The sequence below is a fragment of the Rhodococcus sp. NPDC060090 genome, assembly GCF_042729855.1.
Taxonomy (GTDB): domain Bacteria; phylum Actinomycetota; class Actinomycetes; order Mycobacteriales; family Mycobacteriaceae; genus Rhodococcus.
On record NZ_JBHWXB010000005.1, the window covers coordinates 284,665 to 301,713 of the forward strand.

Annotated in this window: 19 protein-coding genes and 1 tRNA gene; 2 read left to right on the forward strand and 18 right to left on the reverse strand. The window is 63.6% G+C overall.

What is annotated here, in order from left to right:
• Positions 1 to 283: 283 nt before the first annotated feature.
• The 4 genes from ACFWCF_RS09535 to ACFWCF_RS09550 are packed head-to-tail and all read right to left on the reverse strand — an operon-like array spanning position 284 to position 4,454.
• The gene (locus tag ACFWCF_RS09535; protein WP_378560119.1) at positions 284 to 1,231 is read right to left on the reverse strand and encodes an exodeoxyribonuclease III; all 948 of its coding nucleotides are present in this window, start codon (positions 1,229 to 1,231) and stop codon (positions 284 to 286) included.
• A 2-nt stretch (positions 1,232 to 1,233) separates the two neighbouring features.
• Positions 1,234 to 3,456: a glycoside hydrolase family 3 C-terminal domain-containing protein gene (locus ACFWCF_RS09540; protein WP_378560122.1), complete on the reverse strand. Its 2,223-nt coding sequence runs from the start codon at positions 3,454 to 3,456 to the stop codon at positions 1,234 to 1,236.
• Between the two features lie 48 nt (positions 3,457 to 3,504).
• Entirely contained in the window at positions 3,505 to 3,888 is a 384-nt protein-coding gene (locus ACFWCF_RS09545; RefSeq protein ID WP_378560125.1) for a RidA family protein, read from the reverse strand.
• Positions 3,885 to 4,454: a DinB family protein gene (locus ACFWCF_RS09550; RefSeq protein ID WP_378560128.1), complete on the reverse strand. Its 570-nt coding sequence runs from the start codon at positions 4,452 to 4,454 to the stop codon at positions 3,885 to 3,887. The genes ACFWCF_RS09545 and ACFWCF_RS09550 overlap by 4 nt, the downstream gene beginning before the upstream one ends.
• Positions 4,455 to 4,516: 62 nt before the next feature.
• On the opposite strand from ACFWCF_RS09550, the gene ACFWCF_RS09555 reads away from it, so the two are divergent.
• Positions 4,517 to 5,458, forward strand: a complete 942-nt coding sequence (locus ACFWCF_RS09555) for a helix-turn-helix transcriptional regulator (RefSeq protein WP_378491804.1) — start codon at positions 4,517 to 4,519, stop codon at positions 5,456 to 5,458.
• 54 nt (positions 5,459 to 5,512) lie between these two features.
• Here ACFWCF_RS09555 and ACFWCF_RS09560 read toward each other — a convergent pair whose 3' ends face one another.
• From ACFWCF_RS09560 to ACFWCF_RS09580, 5 genes are all read right to left on the reverse strand, one after another.
• Positions 5,513 to 6,127, reverse strand: coding sequence for an RES family NAD+ phosphorylase (locus ACFWCF_RS09560; RefSeq protein WP_378491805.1), 615 nt, complete (start codon positions 6,125 to 6,127; stop codon positions 5,513 to 5,515).
• Positions 6,128 to 6,146: 19 nt separating this feature from the next.
• Positions 6,147 to 6,761, reverse strand: a complete 615-nt coding sequence (locus ACFWCF_RS09565) for a hypothetical protein (protein WP_378560131.1) — start codon at positions 6,759 to 6,761, stop codon at positions 6,147 to 6,149.
• A 47-nt stretch (positions 6,762 to 6,808) separates the two neighbouring features.
• Positions 6,809 to 6,991 (reverse strand): hypothetical protein, encoded by a 183-nt coding sequence (locus ACFWCF_RS09570; protein ID WP_378491807.1) that lies wholly within the window; start codon positions 6,989 to 6,991, stop codon positions 6,809 to 6,811.
• Positions 6,992 to 7,078: 87 nt separating this feature from the next.
• Entirely contained in the window at positions 7,079 to 8,674 is a 1,596-nt protein-coding gene (locus ACFWCF_RS09575; protein WP_378560134.1) for an FMN-binding glutamate synthase family protein, read from the reverse strand.
• A 63-nt stretch (positions 8,675 to 8,737) separates the two neighbouring features.
• The gene (locus ACFWCF_RS09580) at positions 8,738 to 10,453 is read right to left on the reverse strand and encodes an alpha/beta hydrolase (protein ID WP_378560137.1); all 1,716 of its coding nucleotides are present in this window, start codon (positions 10,451 to 10,453) and stop codon (positions 8,738 to 8,740) included.
• Between the two features lie 133 nt (positions 10,454 to 10,586).
• On the opposite strand from ACFWCF_RS09580, the gene ACFWCF_RS09585 reads away from it, so the two are divergent.
• A tRNA-Cys gene (locus ACFWCF_RS09585) sits at positions 10,587 to 10,658 on the forward strand.
• Positions 10,659 to 10,781: 123 nt separating this feature from the next.
• On the opposite strand, the gene ACFWCF_RS09590 is transcribed toward ACFWCF_RS09585, so the two are convergent.
• The 9 genes from ACFWCF_RS09590 to ACFWCF_RS09630 all read right to left on the reverse strand — a co-directional run bounded on the left by ACFWCF_RS09590 (position 10,782) and on the right by ACFWCF_RS09630 (position 16,749).
• On the reverse strand, positions 10,782 to 11,111 hold the full coding sequence (locus tag ACFWCF_RS09590; protein WP_378560140.1) for a hypothetical protein: 330 nt from the start codon (positions 11,109 to 11,111) through the stop codon (positions 10,782 to 10,784).
• A 28-nt stretch (positions 11,112 to 11,139) separates the two neighbouring features.
• Positions 11,140 to 11,703 (reverse strand): DUF3558 domain-containing protein, encoded by a 564-nt coding sequence (locus ACFWCF_RS09595; protein ID WP_378560143.1) that lies wholly within the window; start codon positions 11,701 to 11,703, stop codon positions 11,140 to 11,142.
• A 176-nt stretch (positions 11,704 to 11,879) separates the two neighbouring features.
• Positions 11,880 to 12,209: a hypothetical protein gene (locus ACFWCF_RS09600; protein WP_378560146.1), complete on the reverse strand. Its 330-nt coding sequence runs from the start codon at positions 12,207 to 12,209 to the stop codon at positions 11,880 to 11,882.
• Positions 12,210 to 12,240: 31 nt separating this feature from the next.
• Positions 12,241 to 12,843, reverse strand: a complete 603-nt coding sequence (locus tag ACFWCF_RS09605) for a DUF3558 domain-containing protein (RefSeq protein ID WP_378560151.1) — start codon at positions 12,841 to 12,843, stop codon at positions 12,241 to 12,243.
• Positions 12,844 to 12,982: 139 nt separating this feature from the next.
• Positions 12,983 to 13,312, reverse strand: coding sequence for a hypothetical protein (locus tag ACFWCF_RS09610; protein ID WP_378560155.1), 330 nt, complete (start codon positions 13,310 to 13,312; stop codon positions 12,983 to 12,985).
• A 30-nt stretch (positions 13,313 to 13,342) separates the two neighbouring features.
• Positions 13,343 to 13,906: a DUF3558 domain-containing protein gene (locus ACFWCF_RS09615; protein WP_378560158.1), complete on the reverse strand. Its 564-nt coding sequence runs from the start codon at positions 13,904 to 13,906 to the stop codon at positions 13,343 to 13,345.
• A gap of 176 nt (positions 13,907 to 14,082) precedes the next feature.
• Positions 14,083 to 15,072, reverse strand: a complete 990-nt coding sequence (locus tag ACFWCF_RS09620; RefSeq protein WP_378560161.1) for a linear amide C-N hydrolase — start codon at positions 15,070 to 15,072, stop codon at positions 14,083 to 14,085.
• A 307-nt stretch (positions 15,073 to 15,379) separates the two neighbouring features.
• Positions 15,380 to 15,841 (reverse strand): hypothetical protein, encoded by a 462-nt coding sequence (locus tag ACFWCF_RS09625; RefSeq protein WP_378491814.1) that lies wholly within the window; start codon positions 15,839 to 15,841, stop codon positions 15,380 to 15,382.
• On the reverse strand, positions 15,838 to 16,749 hold the full coding sequence (locus tag ACFWCF_RS09630; protein WP_378491815.1) for a mechanosensitive ion channel family protein: 912 nt from the start codon (positions 16,747 to 16,749) through the stop codon (positions 15,838 to 15,840). Before ACFWCF_RS09630 ends, ACFWCF_RS09625 begins: the two co-directional genes overlap by 4 nt.
• Positions 16,750 to 17,049: the final 300 nt, after the last annotated feature.

Below are 17,049 nucleotides of genomic sequence, written 5' to 3' on the forward strand. Positions count from 1 at the left end.
CCGGATTCGTCGACGACGCGGGGCGTGCGCGTCGTCGAGGTGACGGTCTCGGCAGCGCTCGGCGGGTTCTTCGGTGGTGCGTCAGTGCCGCATGCCGTTGTTGCTGCGATGAGAGCGATGCTCCCCGCGACACGTTTCCACCCGCCCACGCGACCCCCCGATCCGCTGAATACCGGGGAGACGGTAGCAGATCGGGTCGGGGGCGAGCGGGCCGTCGAAGCTAGCAGGGCAAATGTGAACCTCGCAGCCCTGCCGGCCTCCTGCCAGGGCTGCGAGGTTTGTATCAGGCCTGCTTACTTCTGGTGCTGTCCAATTCGGTGAGGTCGTAATCGACGACGACGGGCGCGTGATCGCTGATCCGACGGTCGGGAGCCGGGTCGCGATCGGTCCCCGCCGACACCGCTGTGCGTGCGAGCGTCGGAGTGGCGAGGTGGTAGTCGATGCGCCACCCGACGTCGTTCGTGAACGACTGCCCGATCCACGACCACCACGAATACGGACCGTCGACCTCGGGATGGTGGCTGCGCACCACGTCGACGAGGGTGCGCGGAGACACGATCGAATCGAACCACTCCCGCTCCTCGGGGAGGAATCCTTCGGCCTGGTTACTGCGCCGCCAGTTCCGCACGTCGTATCGGGTGTGGGCGATGTTGAGGTCGCCCATCAGCAGCAGCTCCCGACCCTGCGCGCGAGCTGTGCGCCGAGACCGCGTGAGCTGACGAGCGAACGCGTCGAGGAAGCGCATCTTGCGGTCGTAGCGTGCGCCCCCGTCCGGTGCCTCCCTCATACGTCCCGGCTTCTGCAGGTGAGTGGGCAACCCACCCTTCGGCAGATACAACGACGCCACCGTGATCGGTGCGTCCGCGAGGTCGACCTCGACGTAGCGACCCTCCTCGGCGAACTCCCGTAGTCCTCGTGCCAGGGGGCCAGGATCGAGTTCCACCGTCTCGATGTGGTCGTCGCCCGGATGTCGTAGTAGCGCGGTGCCGCTCCATGCGCGTACTGCGCTCGGCTCCTTGCGGGTCAGGATCGCGACGCCGTTGCGGCCCGGCAGTGTTCCCTGTTCATAGGTCAGGTGGTGATCACCGAACACACCGTCCGGAATCGCCGATGCGGGTGTGCGGAGCTCCTGCAATGCCACCACGTCGGGTTCCCGCTCGCGCAACCATTTCTCGAATCCGCGCCGCTGCGCCGCGCGAATCCCGTTGATATTGAATGTTGCGATGCGCATGGTCATTTCGACCCGCGGTTCACGATGTCCAACTGCTGCTGAATCTCGTCGCGACCGATCCCGAAATTCCCGAAGCTCAGGATCCGCTCGAGCGGCATCGACGCCGCCATTTCGAGTACCGCCGGGTCGAGGGCAGGGGTTTCACCGTCGGCTGTGGCGAAGACCTTCGAAAGCACCTCTGCCGCTGCGGGGTTGGCGAGGATCTCGCCGATCGACGACTCCACGCTCAACGGAACCGACACTTCGTCGCCCGCGACCTCCGTGGTGCATGTGGCTCGGATGTCGCGACTCGAAGCACCGACCTCGACGCGGTAGGTTCCGCCCTCGACCACCCATGCATCGAGCCGGGTGTCCCAATACGCGAGGTCCGCGCGCCGCACGGGTATCTCCACCTCTCGTGATTCGCCGGCGTCGAGGCGCACCTTCGCGAATCCCTTCAACTCGCGCGGTGCGCGTACCACCTCGGAGTCGGGCGCGCCGACGTACACCTGCACGACCTCGGAACCCGACCGGCCACCGGTATTGGTCACGGTCACCGTCACGACGAGATCATCACCGACGGTGACCACCGCGTCGGAGTACGAGAAGGTCGTGTACGACAGGCCGTGCCCGAAGGGAAACGACACCTCGTTCCGTCGGGCGTCGAACCCGCGATATCCGACGAACAGGCCTTCGCCGTAGCGGACGTGTCCGTGCTCGCCCGGGAAATCCGTGTACGACGGAGTGTCTTCGAGCCGCACAGGAATGGTCTCGGCGAGCCGGCCCGCCGGGTCGTCCACCCCGTACAGAATGTCGGCGAGTGCGCCACCGCCTGCCTGCCCGAGCAGCCAACCTTCGATGAGTGCGGGCACTCGGTCGACGAAGCCGGACACGCGCACGACACCACCGTTCGACAGCACGACCACGGTGTTCGGGTTCGCCGCGACCACGGCATCGAGCAACTCGGTCTGTCCCGATGGCAGTTCGAGATCTGTGCGATCGAACCCTTCGGACTCGATCGCTGCGGGTACCCCGACGAACACCACTGCGACCTCGGCGGCCCGCGCTGCGTCAACGGCAGCGACCCGCAACTCCTCGGTGGACGTGCCGTCGTCGAGGTAGCCGGGCGCGAACGCCACATCGACCGACGCCAGCGTCCGGATCTCGTCGAGCGCGTTGTCGAGGCGAGTCGGGTTGATCCGCGACGATCCCGCCCCCTGATAGCGCGGAGTGTGGGCCAACTCGCCGATCACGGCAATCTTCGCGTCGACAGCAAGAGGGAGGACGCCGTCGTTCTTCAACAGCACCACACACTCCGCCGCGACCCGGCGGGCGAGCGCGTGGTGTTCGTCGGCATCGAATACGGCATCGGGGTCGACCTCGGACTTACCGACCATTTCGACGACCCGCGTCGCGGCGGTGTCGACCACCGACTCGTCCAACGTCCCCGCGCGCACCGCGTCGACGATCTCCTGATCCGTGCGACCCCCGGTCGACGGCATCTCCAGGTCGAGACCCGCCGCCAATGCCGCGACCCGGTCCGACACCGCGCCCCAATCGCTGACGACCACTCCGTCGAACCCCCACTCACCTCGCAGGAGGTCCGTGAGCAGCCATCGGTTCTGAGACGCGTACACGCCGTTGATGCGGTTGTACGAACACATCACCGTCCAGGGCGAGGCATCCTGGACGACTCGCTGGAACCCGCGCAGATAGATCTCCCGCAGCGGACGTGGGTCGATGTCGGCGGAGACCCGCATCCGGTCGGTTTCCTGATTGTTGGCCGCGAAATGCTTCAGAGACGCACCGACGCCCTGCGATTGGATCCCGCGCACAAGCGCCGCACCGAGTACCCCCGACAGCAGCGGATCCTCGGACAGATACTCGAAGTTCCGTCCACACAGCGGTGACCGTTTGATATTGATGCCCGGGCCGAGCAGCACACTCACCTGCGCCGCCCGCGCCTCGGCTCCGAGGGCGGAGCCGACAAGTTCGAGCAGCTCCGGATCGAACGAGCATCCCATCGCCACCGCGGGAGGAAAACACGTGGCGGGCACCGAGTCGGTGAGTCCGAGGTGATCTCCGCCCTCGGTCTGCTTACGGACGCCGTGCGGGCCGTCGGTCAGCATGATCGACGGAATCCCCGACTGCGGATGAGGTTTCGTGAACCAAAAGTTCAGCCCGCTGGTCAGGCCGGCCTTCTCGTCGAGCGTCAACGTGGAAACTGTTCGGGCTGGGTCGGTCATCCTGCTCCTCCGCGATCGGCGTCGGCTGCAGACTAACCCCCGAGTCCGTTATTCGGGGACGACCGCGATCGCGTCGATCTCGACCAGTGCACCAGGCCGCGCATGTCCGGCGGTGGTCACCACAGTGATGGCGGTGCGGCGATCGCCCCACACCGACCGTGATGCCGCATATCCGACCTGCGCGTCAACACCGTCGACGAGGTAGATATTGAGCTTGACCACGTGCTCCGCGCCCGAACCCGCGGCGGCCAGCACCGCGAGCACGTTCTTCATCGCCTGCACGGTTTGCGCTTCGATGCCGTCGAGCATGGCGCCGGAGCCGTCGGTGCCGAGCTGGCCGCCTACGTAGACGGTCTTGCCAGCGGGTGCGATGACTCCCTGGGCGAAGGCCGGGCTGTACGCGAGTTCGTCGGGGTCGACCAGCGTGATCATTGTTCTCCTCGGGTGTGTGTGTAGAGGTCGCGAATCAGCGAGACCTCGGACAGGTGATGGATCAGTTCGCGGTGGATGTGCAGGATGAGATCGGCCACCGTCAGCTCGGGGTAGGGCTCCTTGTCGCCGACCGGGGTGATCAACTCCGTGTCGCTGAGGCCGCGCACGCCCTTCACCCACACGTCGAGTTGGGTTTCGAGCTGGTCGAGTGCCTCACTTGCGGTGCCCGCGTACTCCCAGGATTCGTACGATGCAGGTGGTGCACCGAAGTGCGCTGCGTTGCGTGCGGCGAGCACACCGACGATGACGTGTCCGAGTCGCCATGCGATCGTCGTGAACGGTGGCGGCTCGGGCGGGGGGAAAGCGAAGTCTATGGTGAAGTCGCCTGCGCCGACCTGCATGGGCGCGGTCGAGGTGCCGCGCGGCCACACGCTCCATGGATTCGGCACGGGAGACCAGAAGTACTCGTCGTCGGTCAGGCCCTGGAGCCGGGCCCGGATCTGATTGTTCCAGTGCCATTCCCACTGCTCGAGCAGGGAATGGTTCCAGTCGAATTCTGTAGCCATGGACATACTGTGACACCCCAAGAGGACAGAATCGGTCCGCTGCATCTGGCAGTCTGAAACTCATGGACGACACCACCGAGCGGGTTCTGACCTTGCTCGGTCTCCTGCAACAGCGACAGGTCTGGACCGGACCCGAGCTTGCCGATCGGCTCGGCGTCACGCCCCGCACCGTCCGGCGCGACGTCGAGCGGCTGCGCAACCTCGGATACCGGGTGCACGCCAGCAAGGGCGTCGGTGGCGGCTACCAGCTCGGACCAGGTCAGGATCTGCCCCCATTACTGCTCGACGACGAAGAAGCAATCGTCACCGCGGTCGCTCTGCTCGCCGGTGCGGGCGGCGCGATCGCGAGGAGTGGCGACGCAGCGCTCAGGGCACTGACCAAGCTCGACCAGGTGCTTCCCGCCCGTTTGCGGCATGAGGTGCGTGCCCTGGCGAGCTCGGTGGAGTCCTTCGGTGGAGGTCGCGACCCTGTCGACTCCGAGGTGCTCATGACACTCGCGCGGGCCTGCCGCGACGAAGTCGAGATCGGATTCGACTATCGCTCGGCACCGCGACGGATCGAGCCCTACCGCCTCGTCGCGTCCGATCGGCGCTGGTACCTGCTCGCATACGACCTCGACCGCGACGATTGGCGTAGTTTCCGCGTCGACCGGATGGCTTCGGTGACGCTGCGGACGTGGCGGTTCCGTCCGCGCTCGGCGCCCGGTGCGGCGGCATATGTGCAAGAGGGCGTCGCGAGCAGAGCGTATCGGAGACAGGCACGGTTTCTCATCCATGCACCAGCCGAGGTCGTGCGCGGACAGGTCTCGGCGTCGGCGGCGGTGGTGAAACCTCGGAATGGTGATACCTGCGAACTGATCAGTGGCGCAGACGATCTCGACATAGTTCTGTGGCACGTGCTCATGCTGGGACACGCGTTCGACATTCTCGCGCCTCCGGAGCTCGTAGCCCGCTGTGCAGAGCTGGGGGAGAAGCTGGCGGCGGCCCGGGCTCGTCCTGGCTGACGCACACCCAAGTGTCACGCCCATAAATGCATCATTTCTGGCTCAGCTCGGAGCTCAGATGACAGTGGCGTTGTATATCGCAAGATGGGATCTGACCAGCTCCAAGCCCGCTCGGTCATCGAGCGCGATCGGCCCTTGGGACACGGTCATCAGATCAGACAACCCCACGTCGCCATCGGGCCTGATCGTCATGACGACGGAGAACCTGTCCTCGTCGTTGCGTGCCCGGTATGTGAGCCCGAGAATCCTATCGGTCCCGCGGAGGATTGCTGCCGCCCAGTCGCGGGTGGTCCCGTAGTCGACCGGATCGCATTTGGTCAGCCAGGTGTCCTGTCCGATCGCCGCCAGATGTGAGCCGTGCACCAATGCGACGGGGACATCGTCTGTGACTGTGACCTGCGACAGGACCCGACCGGTGAGCTTGGCCTTACGTAGGATTCGCGGAACGCGATCATCCAGCGGCAGTGACCGGCAGTAGGTTTCCGCGATGCAGGTGGAGATGTCCTCCCCGAAATAGCTGTAGTGGTATGACCCGTCGGAGGAGTCGAACCGTCCACCTCCTGCCCCCGCGGGAGTCGGATTCAGGGTCAGCGCGCCGCGGTCCGGTGCGCCGGAGTGGATGCGCCACAGCCTGGTTCCTGCGGCGAGTGTCCCGACATGCGCGGTCACCGCCGTCGGCGACGGAAGGTTAGGCAACGTCGTCGTCGATCTCGGCGTGCAGCAACTCGCGCACGGTGCCGAAAGAGCCGTCGCCCAGTAACTGGGCCGGAGACTTGCGGCCTTCAACGGACGGGTTGGGTGAGAGCCACCACGACGCGACACCCCACGGATCGTCCCGGGCACCGAGGCGCACATTGCCTTCGCGCACTATGTGGTTCGCCTCATCGGATAGGGAGAACTGGAACTCCGGATACCGGAATTTCCCGCCGCGCTTGAGTCCGATGACCTCGCCTTTGGCGCTGAGCTTGCGCAGTGCATCGCTGGGGTTGGCCCAGGTCTTGCCATAGCGATCGGCAACGTCTCTGGCGGACAGATGCGGGAACGACAGGATGTACTCGACGGCATCGCTCAGCACGGCCTTCTCGTCGAGGATGTTGTCGGAATCGATGAGCTCGAGGATCGGGTCATCCTTGGCGATCCGTCCGGCCAGCATCATGTGGGTGATCCTGTTGGCGACCAGTCGCATGCTCGGCCTGCTGTTGAGCTCGGCCCGCATACGCGCAATGAACTCGTGGTCGCTCACGTGGGTGTGGCGTCGCTTCGGATCGGACTCATAGCCCGAGTCTGTGGTCCTGTGGGCCATGTCCCCTCCTCTTCGTGTGGGGCACGCTCATTTTTCTATCTAGAAGTCTACCGTAGATCCAGCTGGTCCAGATCAGCAGTGACGGACCGCAAGGCCGGTGATCCGGCGGCGTCGACATCGGTCATCCAGCCTGCAAGTTCGAGTCCGCGCCGCTCGACCATCAGCTCGGCGGGCCGGTGGTTGTCGGTGTCGTCTCGATCGGCCGACGTCAGCCCGATCGCTTCGATCACCGCGTCGGCGACGAATTGGGCGTTGATGTTGTCGCGCTCGCGGAGCGGTACGGGGTCGAGGTCGAGAGCTGAGGCGTCGCCGCCCGATCACCGCCGCATGACCGGACGGAATGTGTCCGGACTCGCTGCCGTCCAATCGGCTGCCCAACTCTGCGGAGATTCTGCCACCAACTCGCCCGGAGCCAACCACTCGTAGAGTTCGGCGTAGGAACGAATTTCCGTGGCGCCGACCTTCTTGTGCAGCATGTGGGGAGTCAATCCGCTGGGGTCGGACACACCGAGCGACGCCATGATCCGCGACGACTGACGCACTGTGGCGTCCTGGTACCGGTATGCGCGCACGCTCTTGTCCTCGACGTCGAGAGCCCGAGCGCGTTTAGGATCCTGTGTCGCGACCCCGACCGGGCACGTGTTCGTGTGGCACCGTTGAGCTTGAATGCAGCCCACGGCCATCATCATTGCGCGCGCGGAGTTCGTGTAGTCGGCGCCCTGGATGAGTCGCTTGACGATATCGTTGCCCAGCGCGACCTTACCGCTCGCCCCGATCTTGATCCTCTCCCTCAACCCACTCCCGACGAGCGCGTTGTGGACGGTGATCAATCCGCTCGTCAAAGGAAGGCCCACGTGATCCTCGTACTCCAATGGGGCTGCTGCTGTTCCACCTTCGGCGCCGTCGACGATGATGAAATCGGGTGCGGTGCCCTCGTCGAGCATCGCTTTGCATATCGCGAGCACCTCGACTCTCGACCCGACACACAGTTTGAATCCGACCGGCTTGCCGCCGGAGAGTTCACGCATCGTGGCGATGAAGCGGATCAGTTCGCGGGGAGTGTGAAAGGCGGAATGTGCTGACGGGCTGACACATTTCTCGTGCGCGGGAACCCCGCGGTATCGAGCGATCTCGTCGCTGACTTTCGCGGCGGGCAGGACACCGCCGATTCCAGGTTTGGCACCTTGGCTGAGTTTGAGCGAGATGGTTTTGACCTGGGGGTGTGCGGCCTGGTCGACGAACTTCTCGGGATCGAATCTGCCGTCTTCTGTGCGCGTACCGAAATATCCGGACCCGATCTCCCACACCACATCTCCACCGCCGTCGAGGTGGTAGGGGGTGAGACCACCCTCGCCGGTGTCGTGGGCGAATCCGCCCATCGCCGCACCCTTGTTCAGGGCCCGCAACGCATTCGCGGAGAGCGCCCCGAAACTCATCGACGAGATATTGAGCAACGACATCGAATACGGCCGGGAGCATTCGGGGCCACCGATCAGCACTCGTGGTGGTTCCGCCGGCTCGGGGACGGGCGCGGTGGAATGGACCAGGTATTCGTAGCCGACTTCCTCGATGTCGCGTTCGGTGCCGAAGGACAGCTCACCGTGGATCCCTTTGGCTCGTTCGTAGATGATTGTGCGCACGTCCCGGTCGTACGGTCGGCCGTCGTAGTTTCGTTCGATGAAGTACTGCTGCAGTTCCGGCCGCAGGCTTTCGAGCAGGTACCGCATGTGGCCGAGGACGGGGTAGTTGCGGAGCACGGAATGTCGGCGTTGAAGCAGATCGTAGGTGCCGAGCACGAGGAGACCGGCAAGCAGGCCCAATATCAGCCACCACGCCCACCCGCCGACAACCGCAGCGAACCCGGTGATCACCACCGCTGCGGTGAGCGCCCCGACCAACAAGAACCGAAGCATCGGCTTCTCCTCTGCTCGTGTGCGATGTATCCAGTGTGCACACTCAGGCAAGAAGTCGGGTGATCACGGCTCGTCGTGCAGCTGGGAGAGGGCCGCCGCAACTCGCTGAGTGTCGGCGAAGGACCAGCCTTCAGGTGCAGTGACCGCAGCCCACCCGTACGGAATGAGGTCTTCGTAATTGTGTCCGTGTCCCACGGGGGGAGATGTTCCGACCATGATGTCGGCGGCGACCTGCCAGAACGTGACGATCGGATACCACCGCATCGACGGGGCGCGATCCTGCCCGGCCGGCTCGGCGAGCCAGTCCGGTCGCTCGAACAGCAGACCCGGCCCCCACCACACCACCGGGTCGGACGCATGCTGCAGATACAGCACCCGGGGATCCTCCCACTGCCCTTGCTGCGAGTCGAGGGTCTGCAGATCAGAAGCGAATCGCACCTCGAGCCCGTCGCTGTAGACGGGTAGGACTTCAGGGGAGCCGGGATCGCGGTGTTCGACGATGCTGCGCCACAATTGATTCGAGTTCGGTGGACCGACGAACAGCGCGCCGTCGATGTCGTTGCGCAGGTCGGTGAGATCGTCGAATGCTGCTTCGGCGGATTGTGAGCCGAGGCTTTCGCCGTAGACCACCAGCTTCGGTCGTTGATTCTCGGGGAGCTGCGACCACCGTTCGTGGACGCCGTTGATCAATGCATCACCCGCCGCTTTCGCCGCAGAGCCGTCGACGAGGAAAGAGATCCAGCTCGGCAGGAACGAGTACTGGATGGCAGCGATCGCCGAGTTGCCGTTGTAGATCATCTCGAGGGAATCGGCGGCGATCGGGTTCACCCAACCGGTACCCGTGGTGCCGGACAGCACGAGGATCTCGCGGTCCCAGGCTTTGGTTCGATCGAGTTCGTCGAGAATGAGCTGCACCTGATCCTCGGTGCTGCCATCCGCATCGAGACCCGCATACACTCGTATGGGTTCGAGGGCGGGTTCGCCGTTGAGTTCGGTCAATTCGTCGGCGCGCATACCTCCGTCGGTGAAAGTGCGTCCCTGGCGGCCGAGGCTGTCCCACGACGATTCCGACGCGGAACTGCCCGACCGTTCCGGCTCCGACGGCTGCGACATGCCGGGGTCGGTGCTGTTGTTGTCGCCGGCGAACACGATTCGTGCCGCGGTGGAGCTGCTTGCGAGCAGAACCTCGTCGACGAACACCACGGTTGCCACCACAAGGATCACCGGTGCGAGCACACCCGCTGCCGCCACCGGAACGCGCAGCCGCGTCGCGAGGAACTCCGCAAATCTGCGCCCCACCCACCGCACACTCCGCGCGAAGTACAGGATCGTGAGGAAGAGTGCGACGGTGACGAGACCGGTGCGCAGATACGCGAATCCGGTTGTGGCCTCGATGCCCATGAGGGCGCGGACCTCGTTCTGCCAGTCCGCTGCGACGAGCAGGCTCCCGACGAGCGTCGACACCGCCGCAATCGCCACCACGACCTGCGCGATAAGCCGGGCGGTGTGCCGTCGCCGCCACCACGTGAGGTGAGGCGCGATCCACCGCCGAGCAGGGAACGCGAGGAGGGCTCCGATACCGTAGCCGATGATGCTCGTGATCCCGCTGACGAATCCTTGGAAGTACCACTCGCGGGCGATCAGCGACGGGCTCAGGCTCCATGCGAAGAAGAAGAGGGCGACGACAAGTCCGACGAAATCAAGGCCGAAGACCGAGTAATACGGTCGATGGGGGGCCAGTGGTTCGCTTGTGTCGTCGTGCGCAGTAGAGGTGCTCACGTTGCGACACTATCCGGGAACGATACTTCGCGTGGGTCATTGTCTGGCAGGACCTGGGGCACATCGAATCAATTAGGATCGCGCAGATTCCAACTCGTGAAACCGTGGGAGCCGCATGACATGCTGTACTCACGCGGGTGTGGCCGAGGTGGCAAGGCAGCGGTCTGCAAAACCGTCAACGCGGGTTCGACTCCCGCCATCCGCTCTCAATTGTCAGCGCTCCCGCGACGTCCTCCGCCCGCCCACGCTTCCCGCGACGATTCCAGCTTTCCGCGTCTGCAATTGCCGATGCGGGAAGCTGGGATGCGCGCGGGAGGGCGTGACTTGCCTATGCGTCGATGTCGATGTTCTGAAGCTGTCGGGCCCAGTCGAACTGGGCGTCGAGGAAGGCTTCGCCGCCGGAAGCGAAGGCGTCTCGGAGTTGGGTGAAGGCTTCGATGAATTGCTCGACGCGTTCGCGGGCGGACTCGGGGGTGCCGGCTCCTTTCCTGGCGTAACCGGCGGCGAGTTGCTTGGCAGACTCGAAGTCGCCGAAGCCGTGGGCGTTGCTGAGGCGCGACGTGATTTCTTTGGCCTCCCGCAGCTCGGCGAGTGTGGTGTTGCAGATCGCGACGATCTCGTCGATGACACGCGGTTCTAGCCGGACGAACTCGGACATGATGTCTTCCACTCTTCTGTAGTGCAAGTCAATTGCCTAGCAATGGCTCGACGGTTCCTATGAAATCCTCTAACCCGAAACACCATTCACTCGGAGGAACTGGTCCGGTGTGGTCCTTGTGGTAGAGCCGGTTGAATAGGACGATTCCGAAGTCAGTTTGCAGTACATAGGTGCACTCGTCGTTCCCGTTCGTGCCCACCTCGAGGAGCGCGGGACGACCATTGACGGTCGTCGGTGTCGCTACATCACCGTTCTTCTTGAATTCCTCCTCGAGCGAGGCATTTCCGGCCATGACGATGAGGCCATACCGAGCCAAGACTCCAGGGATGTGGATAGTTCCTTTGTAGGAGCAGCCCAGAAACGTGTACGACCCCATCGGCATGTCCGCGAATTCTTTGTGCGCCGCGTCGTACCCGGCTGCGCTCATGACCTCGTCGGGCAGGTCGAGGCAGGGGTCGAAGGTGATGTCGGGGCGGCCGGAGTCGTCGACGATGCGTGGTGTGCGAGTCGATGTTGGCGCTACGGTGGTGCTGTCGCTGTCGTCGACCACTGTTGCGGGCGCTGGTCCGCAGGCCGACGCCATCGCGATCATCGCAGCACTCAGTACTGTGCGCCCCCACCTGCCCACGCGACCCCCCGATCCGCTGATAAATCGGGTCGACGCTAACACAGCGGGTCTCGCCCATGATTCCCGCGACGATTTCAGCTGTTCACAGCAGCAATTGCCGATGTGGAAAGCTGGGATGCGCGCGGGAAGACGTGGCTTGCCTATGCGTCGATGTCGATGTTCTGAAGCTGTCGTGTCCAGTCGAACTGGGCGTCGAGGAATGCTTCGCCGCCGGAAGCGAAGGCGTCGCGGAGTTGGGTGAAGGCTTCGATGAACTGGTCGACGCGTTCGCGGGCGGATTCGGGGGTGCCTGCACCCTTCCTCGCGTAGCCGGCGGCGAGTTGCCTGGCGGATTCGAAGTCGCCGAAGCCCTCAGCTGCATCGAGTCTGGAGGAGATGCGCCGTGCTTCTTCGAGTTCGGTGAGTACGGTGTTGCAGATTCCAACGATCTCGTCGATGACATGCGGTTCGAGTCTTACAAACTCAGACATCAATCCCCCGGGCGGTAGTTGGTGCACTGCATCAAGGTGAATCTCCGATATATGGCTCTACTGAGGCCATGAACTCCTCCATCCCGGCGCACCATTCATCCCGCGCAACCGGACCGGCGTGGTCTTTGTTGTACAGCCGGTTGAAGAGGACGATTCCGAAGCTCGTTTGTAGAGCGTAGGTGCACTCGTCGTTGCCGCTGGGACCGACTTCGCGTAGGGCAGGGCGGCCGTTGACGGTCGTGGGGATCGCTACGTCGGCATTTTTCTTGAGCTCTTCGTCGAGAGTGACATTGCCGGACAAGACGTTGAGTCCATAGCCGCGCCTGACTCCGGGGACAAGGTCGGGCTTGTTGTATTCGCACCCCAAAAACGTGTACGACCCCATCGGCATGTCCGCGAATTCTTTGTGCGCCGCGTTGTATCCGGCCGCGGACATCACCTCGTCGGGGAGGTCGAGGCAGGGGTCGAAGGTGATGTCGGGGCGTCCCGAGTCGTCGACGATGCGTGGTGCGCGGGTCGTCGAGGTCGCTGCCCCGGTGGTGCTGTCGTCGACCACTGTTGTGGGTGCTGGTCCGCAGGCCGAGGCCACCGCGATCACCGCAGCACCCAATGCTGTACGCCCCCAACCACCCACGCGACCCCCCGATTCGCTGATAAATCGGGTTGACGCTAGCACAGCGGGTCCCACCCGTGATTCCCGCGACGATCCCTGTTGTTCACAGCAGCAATCGCAGGTGCGGATGACTGGAACGCGCGCGGATAGGACGTAGGGCCTATGCGTCGATGTCGATGTTCTGAAGCTGTCGTGTCCAGTCGAACTGGGCGTCGAGGAAGGCTTCGCCGCCGGAGGCGAAGGCGTCGCGGAGTTGGGTGAGGGCTTCGATGAATTGCTCGACGCGTTCGCGGGCGGATTCGGGGGTGCCTGCGCCTTTTCGGGCATAGCCGGCCGCGAGCTGCTGGGAGGATTCGAAGTCGCCGAAGTTGTGACCGATGGCGAGGAAGTCCGTGATCCGCCGTGCGCTCCGTAACTCGTCGAGCGTGGTGTCGCAGATCGCGACGATCTCGTCGATCACGTGTGGATCGAGTCTGACGAACTCGGACATAGGATGCCTTTCTGACAGATGTGTTTCGGCCTATCGCTTCAGCAATGGCTCGACAGAAGCCACAAAACTCTCGAACTCTGAACACCACTCGTGTTGAGGGACTGGGCCGGTGTGGTCTTTCTGGTAGATCCTGCTGAAGATGACGACCCCGAAGTCGCTCTGAAGTGCGAATCTGCAAGTGTCGAGGGTGTTCGGGTCAACCTCGAGTAACGCCGGCCTTCCATTGATGGTGGTCGTTGTCGCGACATGACCATTCTTCTCCAGTTCCTCGCCGAGGGAGACATTGCCGGCCATAACGTTCAGGTCGTATCGGGCCAAGACTCCGGGCACACTGACAGTCCCCTCGTAGGAGCACCCCAAGAACGTGTACGACCCCATCGGCATGTCCGCGAACTCTTTGTGCTCCGCGTCGTACCCCGCCGCGGTCATCACCTCGTCGGGGAGGTCGAGGCAGGGGTCGAAGGTGATGTCGGGGCGACCCGAGTCGTCGACGATGCGTGGTGCGCGGGTCGTCGAGGTCGCTGCCACAGTGGCGCTGTCGTCGACCACTGTTGCGGGTACTGGCCCGCAGGCCGACACCACCGCAATCACCACAGCACCCAATGCTGCACGCCCCCACCCGCCCACGCGACCCCCCGATCCGCTGATAATCGGGTCGACGCTAGCACAGCGGGTCCCACCCATGATTTTCGCGACAGCTGGGAAGCGCGCGGATGGGAATTCGTCAGTGGGTCAGGCGCAATTCGTCAGCGTCGGATCTTGCCGGACGCTCACGACGGAAGCGTGAGGAACTGCAGCGGGCCGCTTTCCGCGAAGTGGTTCGACACCTGGCCGACGAGACCACCCTCGAGCGCTGTGTCGCCCAGTAGATCCAGCCGGCCGGCCGGTGCGCCTTCGTCGAAGTTCAGGACGTCGAGATCGACCCATACGATGTTGGGTCTGGTGGTCGACTCGAACACGTACCGCTTGTTGGTCAGATCGGCAACGGTCTGCCATATCGTCTGTGAGGCATACGGTTTGCCGGGTTCTGGGGTTCGGAAGGGTTGGGCGGTGTTACGGATGACGCTGAGCATCCCCGCAACGGCGTCCACGGAGTTCTCCGGATTCGGCAGTCGACCGACGTAATGTGCGGCGCGGGCGAATCTGTCGGAGGCAAGGTCGGTGCCGGGGATCGGCTTGTCGCCCCCGAAGCCCTCGATCTGCTTCAGCAGTTCGATCTGTTTGTCGTAGGTGGGGGAGTTGGTCATGACGACGTGGTCGCGGCTGTGCCAGACGACGGCCTTGCCGTCGAGGTACTCGATGACCGCAGAGTCTCCGGTCGCGTCGTCCAGCGCCAAGTGCACGGCAGGTACTTCACCGGTGGCGGGATCACCCAAGGGGACTACTTGTACGCCTGTGCGGTCGATCCACGACACCGCCTCGTCGACCGTCGCGAAGTTGTCGAGGAAGTACTGCATCCACACGGCCATGCTGAGCGCGGGCTTGCTCTTGTCGTATGTGCCGTAGGTTGATTCGGTCAACCACAGGATGTGTCCCGCCAATCCGGCCTCGTTCATTCCGTCGACGGTCATCATGTCGTACGCCCCCGCCACGACACTGCCGTACTTCGCGGTCCAGGTCAGACCTCCACCGACACCGTCGTTGCGTTCGATGCCCCGCGGCAACGACCACAGGTTCGTTCCGGTGTCGCGGTGGTAGTCCATGTTGCGGCCTACCAGCACACCGCCTGAGGGTTCGTTCCAGACGACTCGAGTGCACATCCGTTACACCTTTCCGGGCCCGGAGGGGCCGATTTCGGTCAGCACAAAAGTGGTGCTACAACTGGCATCATCCGAACGGTTCCAGGCGTTCGGAAATGGTTACGTCATATCGACGATGTGTCCGGCGCGCATTCCTCGTCGATGTCGTATCCACGGCTCACGTGGAAATGAAGCGATACAGGACTTCCGTCCCTGGAAGATTTATTCCTCCTCGAATGGTCTCCCGATTTTTCTATCACTCTTTCTTCCCCGATCGACCATCTCGGTGACGACGGGAGGGTTAATTCAGGGGGTGAATTTCTGCTTCTCACCGGTCGCTGAGCGACGTCGTGGTGGGTACGACCGTCGTGGGCGAAGCTTCCGACGTGTCGGCGGTCCCGGCGGACGTCGTAGGAGTCGTGGGTTCCACTTCGGAATCCGGTGCTTCCGGGGGAACAGAGCTGGTGGTGGTGATCGTGGGTTCCGACGTGGACGTCGGTGTCACCGAACGGGTCACTGCTGGAGTTGTCACCGCATCATCGTCCGACGGCGCGTCGGTGTGGACCGGGGGCGCGGTGGTGTGGGAGGCCTCGTCGAGTGCTTCGTAGTACGCCGATTGCTGGCTGTAGAGCATCAGGGTCGCGAGGAACAGCACGATCAGTGCTGCTGTGACGGTGCGTACGCGACCACCGAAGAGATGACGAGGAATTCGGCTCCAGAGTGTGCGCTGCCGAACCGGTTCGGACGCCGTGGGTTCCGGGGCGCCGTCGTCGGTTGGGTCCGGCGTCATGATGCACCGCTGGGGGTCGTTTCGGTCTTGTCCGGCAGGTGGGCGACGCCGGCGGTCGCGAAGGCACTGACGATGCGCTGGCGCAGGTCGCGGCCGACTTCGAACTGTTGGCCGGGAAGGGTACGGGCCACCATGCGTACCGTCACCGTGTCGAGTTCGAGCCGCGTGACTCCCATGGGGGAGGGTTCGTCGAACAGCAGCTTGTTCATCCGACTATCCAGGAACATCGCGTGCCCGACCTTCTGCAGGATGTCGTTGATTCGGCTCAGGTCGGCACCGACGGGTACGGGCACGTCCACCACCGCGCGTGCCCAGTCCTTCGACAGATTGGTTGCCTTCAGGATCTGCCCGTTGGGGACGGTCACCATCTCTCCGTCGTTCGACCGCAGTTGGGTGACCCGAAGAGTGACATCCTCGACAGTGCCCTCGGTGATGATCGCTCCGGTGAGGGTGAGATTGACGGTGTCGCCGAACGCGTACTGTTTCTCCGCGATGATGAAGAATCCGGCGAGCAGGTCCTGCACGATCCGTTGTGCTCCGAATCCGATGGCCGCGCCGATCACAGTGGCCGGCGCGACGATACCTGTCACGGGCAATCCGAGATTGCGCAGCACGCTGACGAACGCGATCGTGTAGATCGCGACGCACGCGATCCATGCGATGACCTGGGCGACAGAGTGCCGATGTTTGAGTGTCTCCGAACGCACGATCGCGTCGGACTCGGTGAATGCTCCGTCGATGTGGTCGGTGACCCGGTGGACGAGCCACTGCACGAAGCGCGCAGCCAGGATGGCCCCGGTGGTCCACAGGATCAGGCTTGTTCCCTGCAGCGAGAGCCACCGGATGAGGCGATCTGTCCAGGGCGGTGCCTCCCATTCGAGCGCCAGCAGCACCGTGAAGTTCTGCACCGGCACCTCCGTGGATACGCATCGGGATGACATCCCGAGAGTGTGCACTGTTTGTTCAGCACGATGACTTGTTCAGCACGACGACATTGACGTTGGAGAAGAAGTCCTGCGCCGTGGATTCGACGCTATCAGAGGTCCGGTTCACACGGAGGTTTCGTCGAATCCAGAATTCCGGCGAAACGCTACTTTGCTGTGATAGATTGCGAATCGTTCCAATATCCGTCGCGAAACCGGCTTCCTTCTGGAACTCCGGATCTCGATTTGTCGGTGTCTTCGCCGCCCTTCGATAACTGTCGACTG

Excerpts from the sequence above, each read along its gene's own strand:
- ACFWCF_RS09600 (WP_378560146.1), bottom strand. The coding sequence starts at position 12,209 with ATGTCTGAGTTTGTAAGACTCGAACCGCATGTCATCGACGAGATCGTT.
- ACFWCF_RS09540 (WP_378560122.1), bottom strand. The coding sequence starts at position 3,456 with ATGACCGACCCAGCCCGAACAGTTTCCACGTTGACGCTCGACGAGAAG.
- ACFWCF_RS09555 (WP_378491804.1), top strand. The coding sequence starts at position 4,517 with ATGGACGACACCACCGAGCGGGTTCTGACCTTGCTCGGTCTCCTGCAA.
- ACFWCF_RS09535 (WP_378560119.1), bottom strand. The coding sequence starts at position 1,231 with ATGCGCATCGCAACATTCAATATCAACGGGATTCGCGCGGCGCAGCGG.
- ACFWCF_RS09545 (WP_378560125.1), bottom strand. The coding sequence starts at position 3,888 with ATGATCACGCTGGTCGACCCCGACGAACTCGCGTACAGCCCGGCCTTC.
- ACFWCF_RS09550 (WP_378560128.1), bottom strand. The coding sequence starts at position 4,454 with ATGGCTACAGAATTCGACTGGAACCATTCCCTGCTCGAGCAGTGGGAA.
- ACFWCF_RS09625 (WP_378491814.1), bottom strand. The coding sequence starts at position 15,841 with ATGACGCCGGACCCAACCGACGACGGCGCCCCGGAACCCACGGCGTCC.
- ACFWCF_RS09595 (WP_378560143.1), bottom strand. The coding sequence starts at position 11,703 with ATGATCGCGATGGCGTCGGCCTGCGGACCAGCGCCCGCAACAGTGGTC.
- ACFWCF_RS09565 (WP_378560131.1), bottom strand. The coding sequence starts at position 6,761 with ATGGCCCACAGGACCACAGACTCGGGCTATGAGTCCGATCCGAAGCGA.
- ACFWCF_RS09610 (WP_378560155.1), bottom strand. The coding sequence starts at position 13,312 with ATGTCCGAGTTCGTCAGACTCGATCCACACGTGATCGACGAGATCGTC.
- ACFWCF_RS09575 (WP_378560134.1), bottom strand. The coding sequence starts at position 8,674 with ATGCTTCGGTTCTTGTTGGTCGGGGCGCTCACCGCAGCGGTGGTGATC.
- ACFWCF_RS09590 (WP_378560140.1), bottom strand. The coding sequence starts at position 11,111 with ATGTCCGAGTTCGTCCGGCTAGAACCGCGTGTCATCGACGAGATCGTC.
- ACFWCF_RS09620 (WP_378560161.1), bottom strand. The coding sequence starts at position 15,072 with ATGTGCACTCGAGTCGTCTGGAACGAACCCTCAGGCGGTGTGCTGGTA.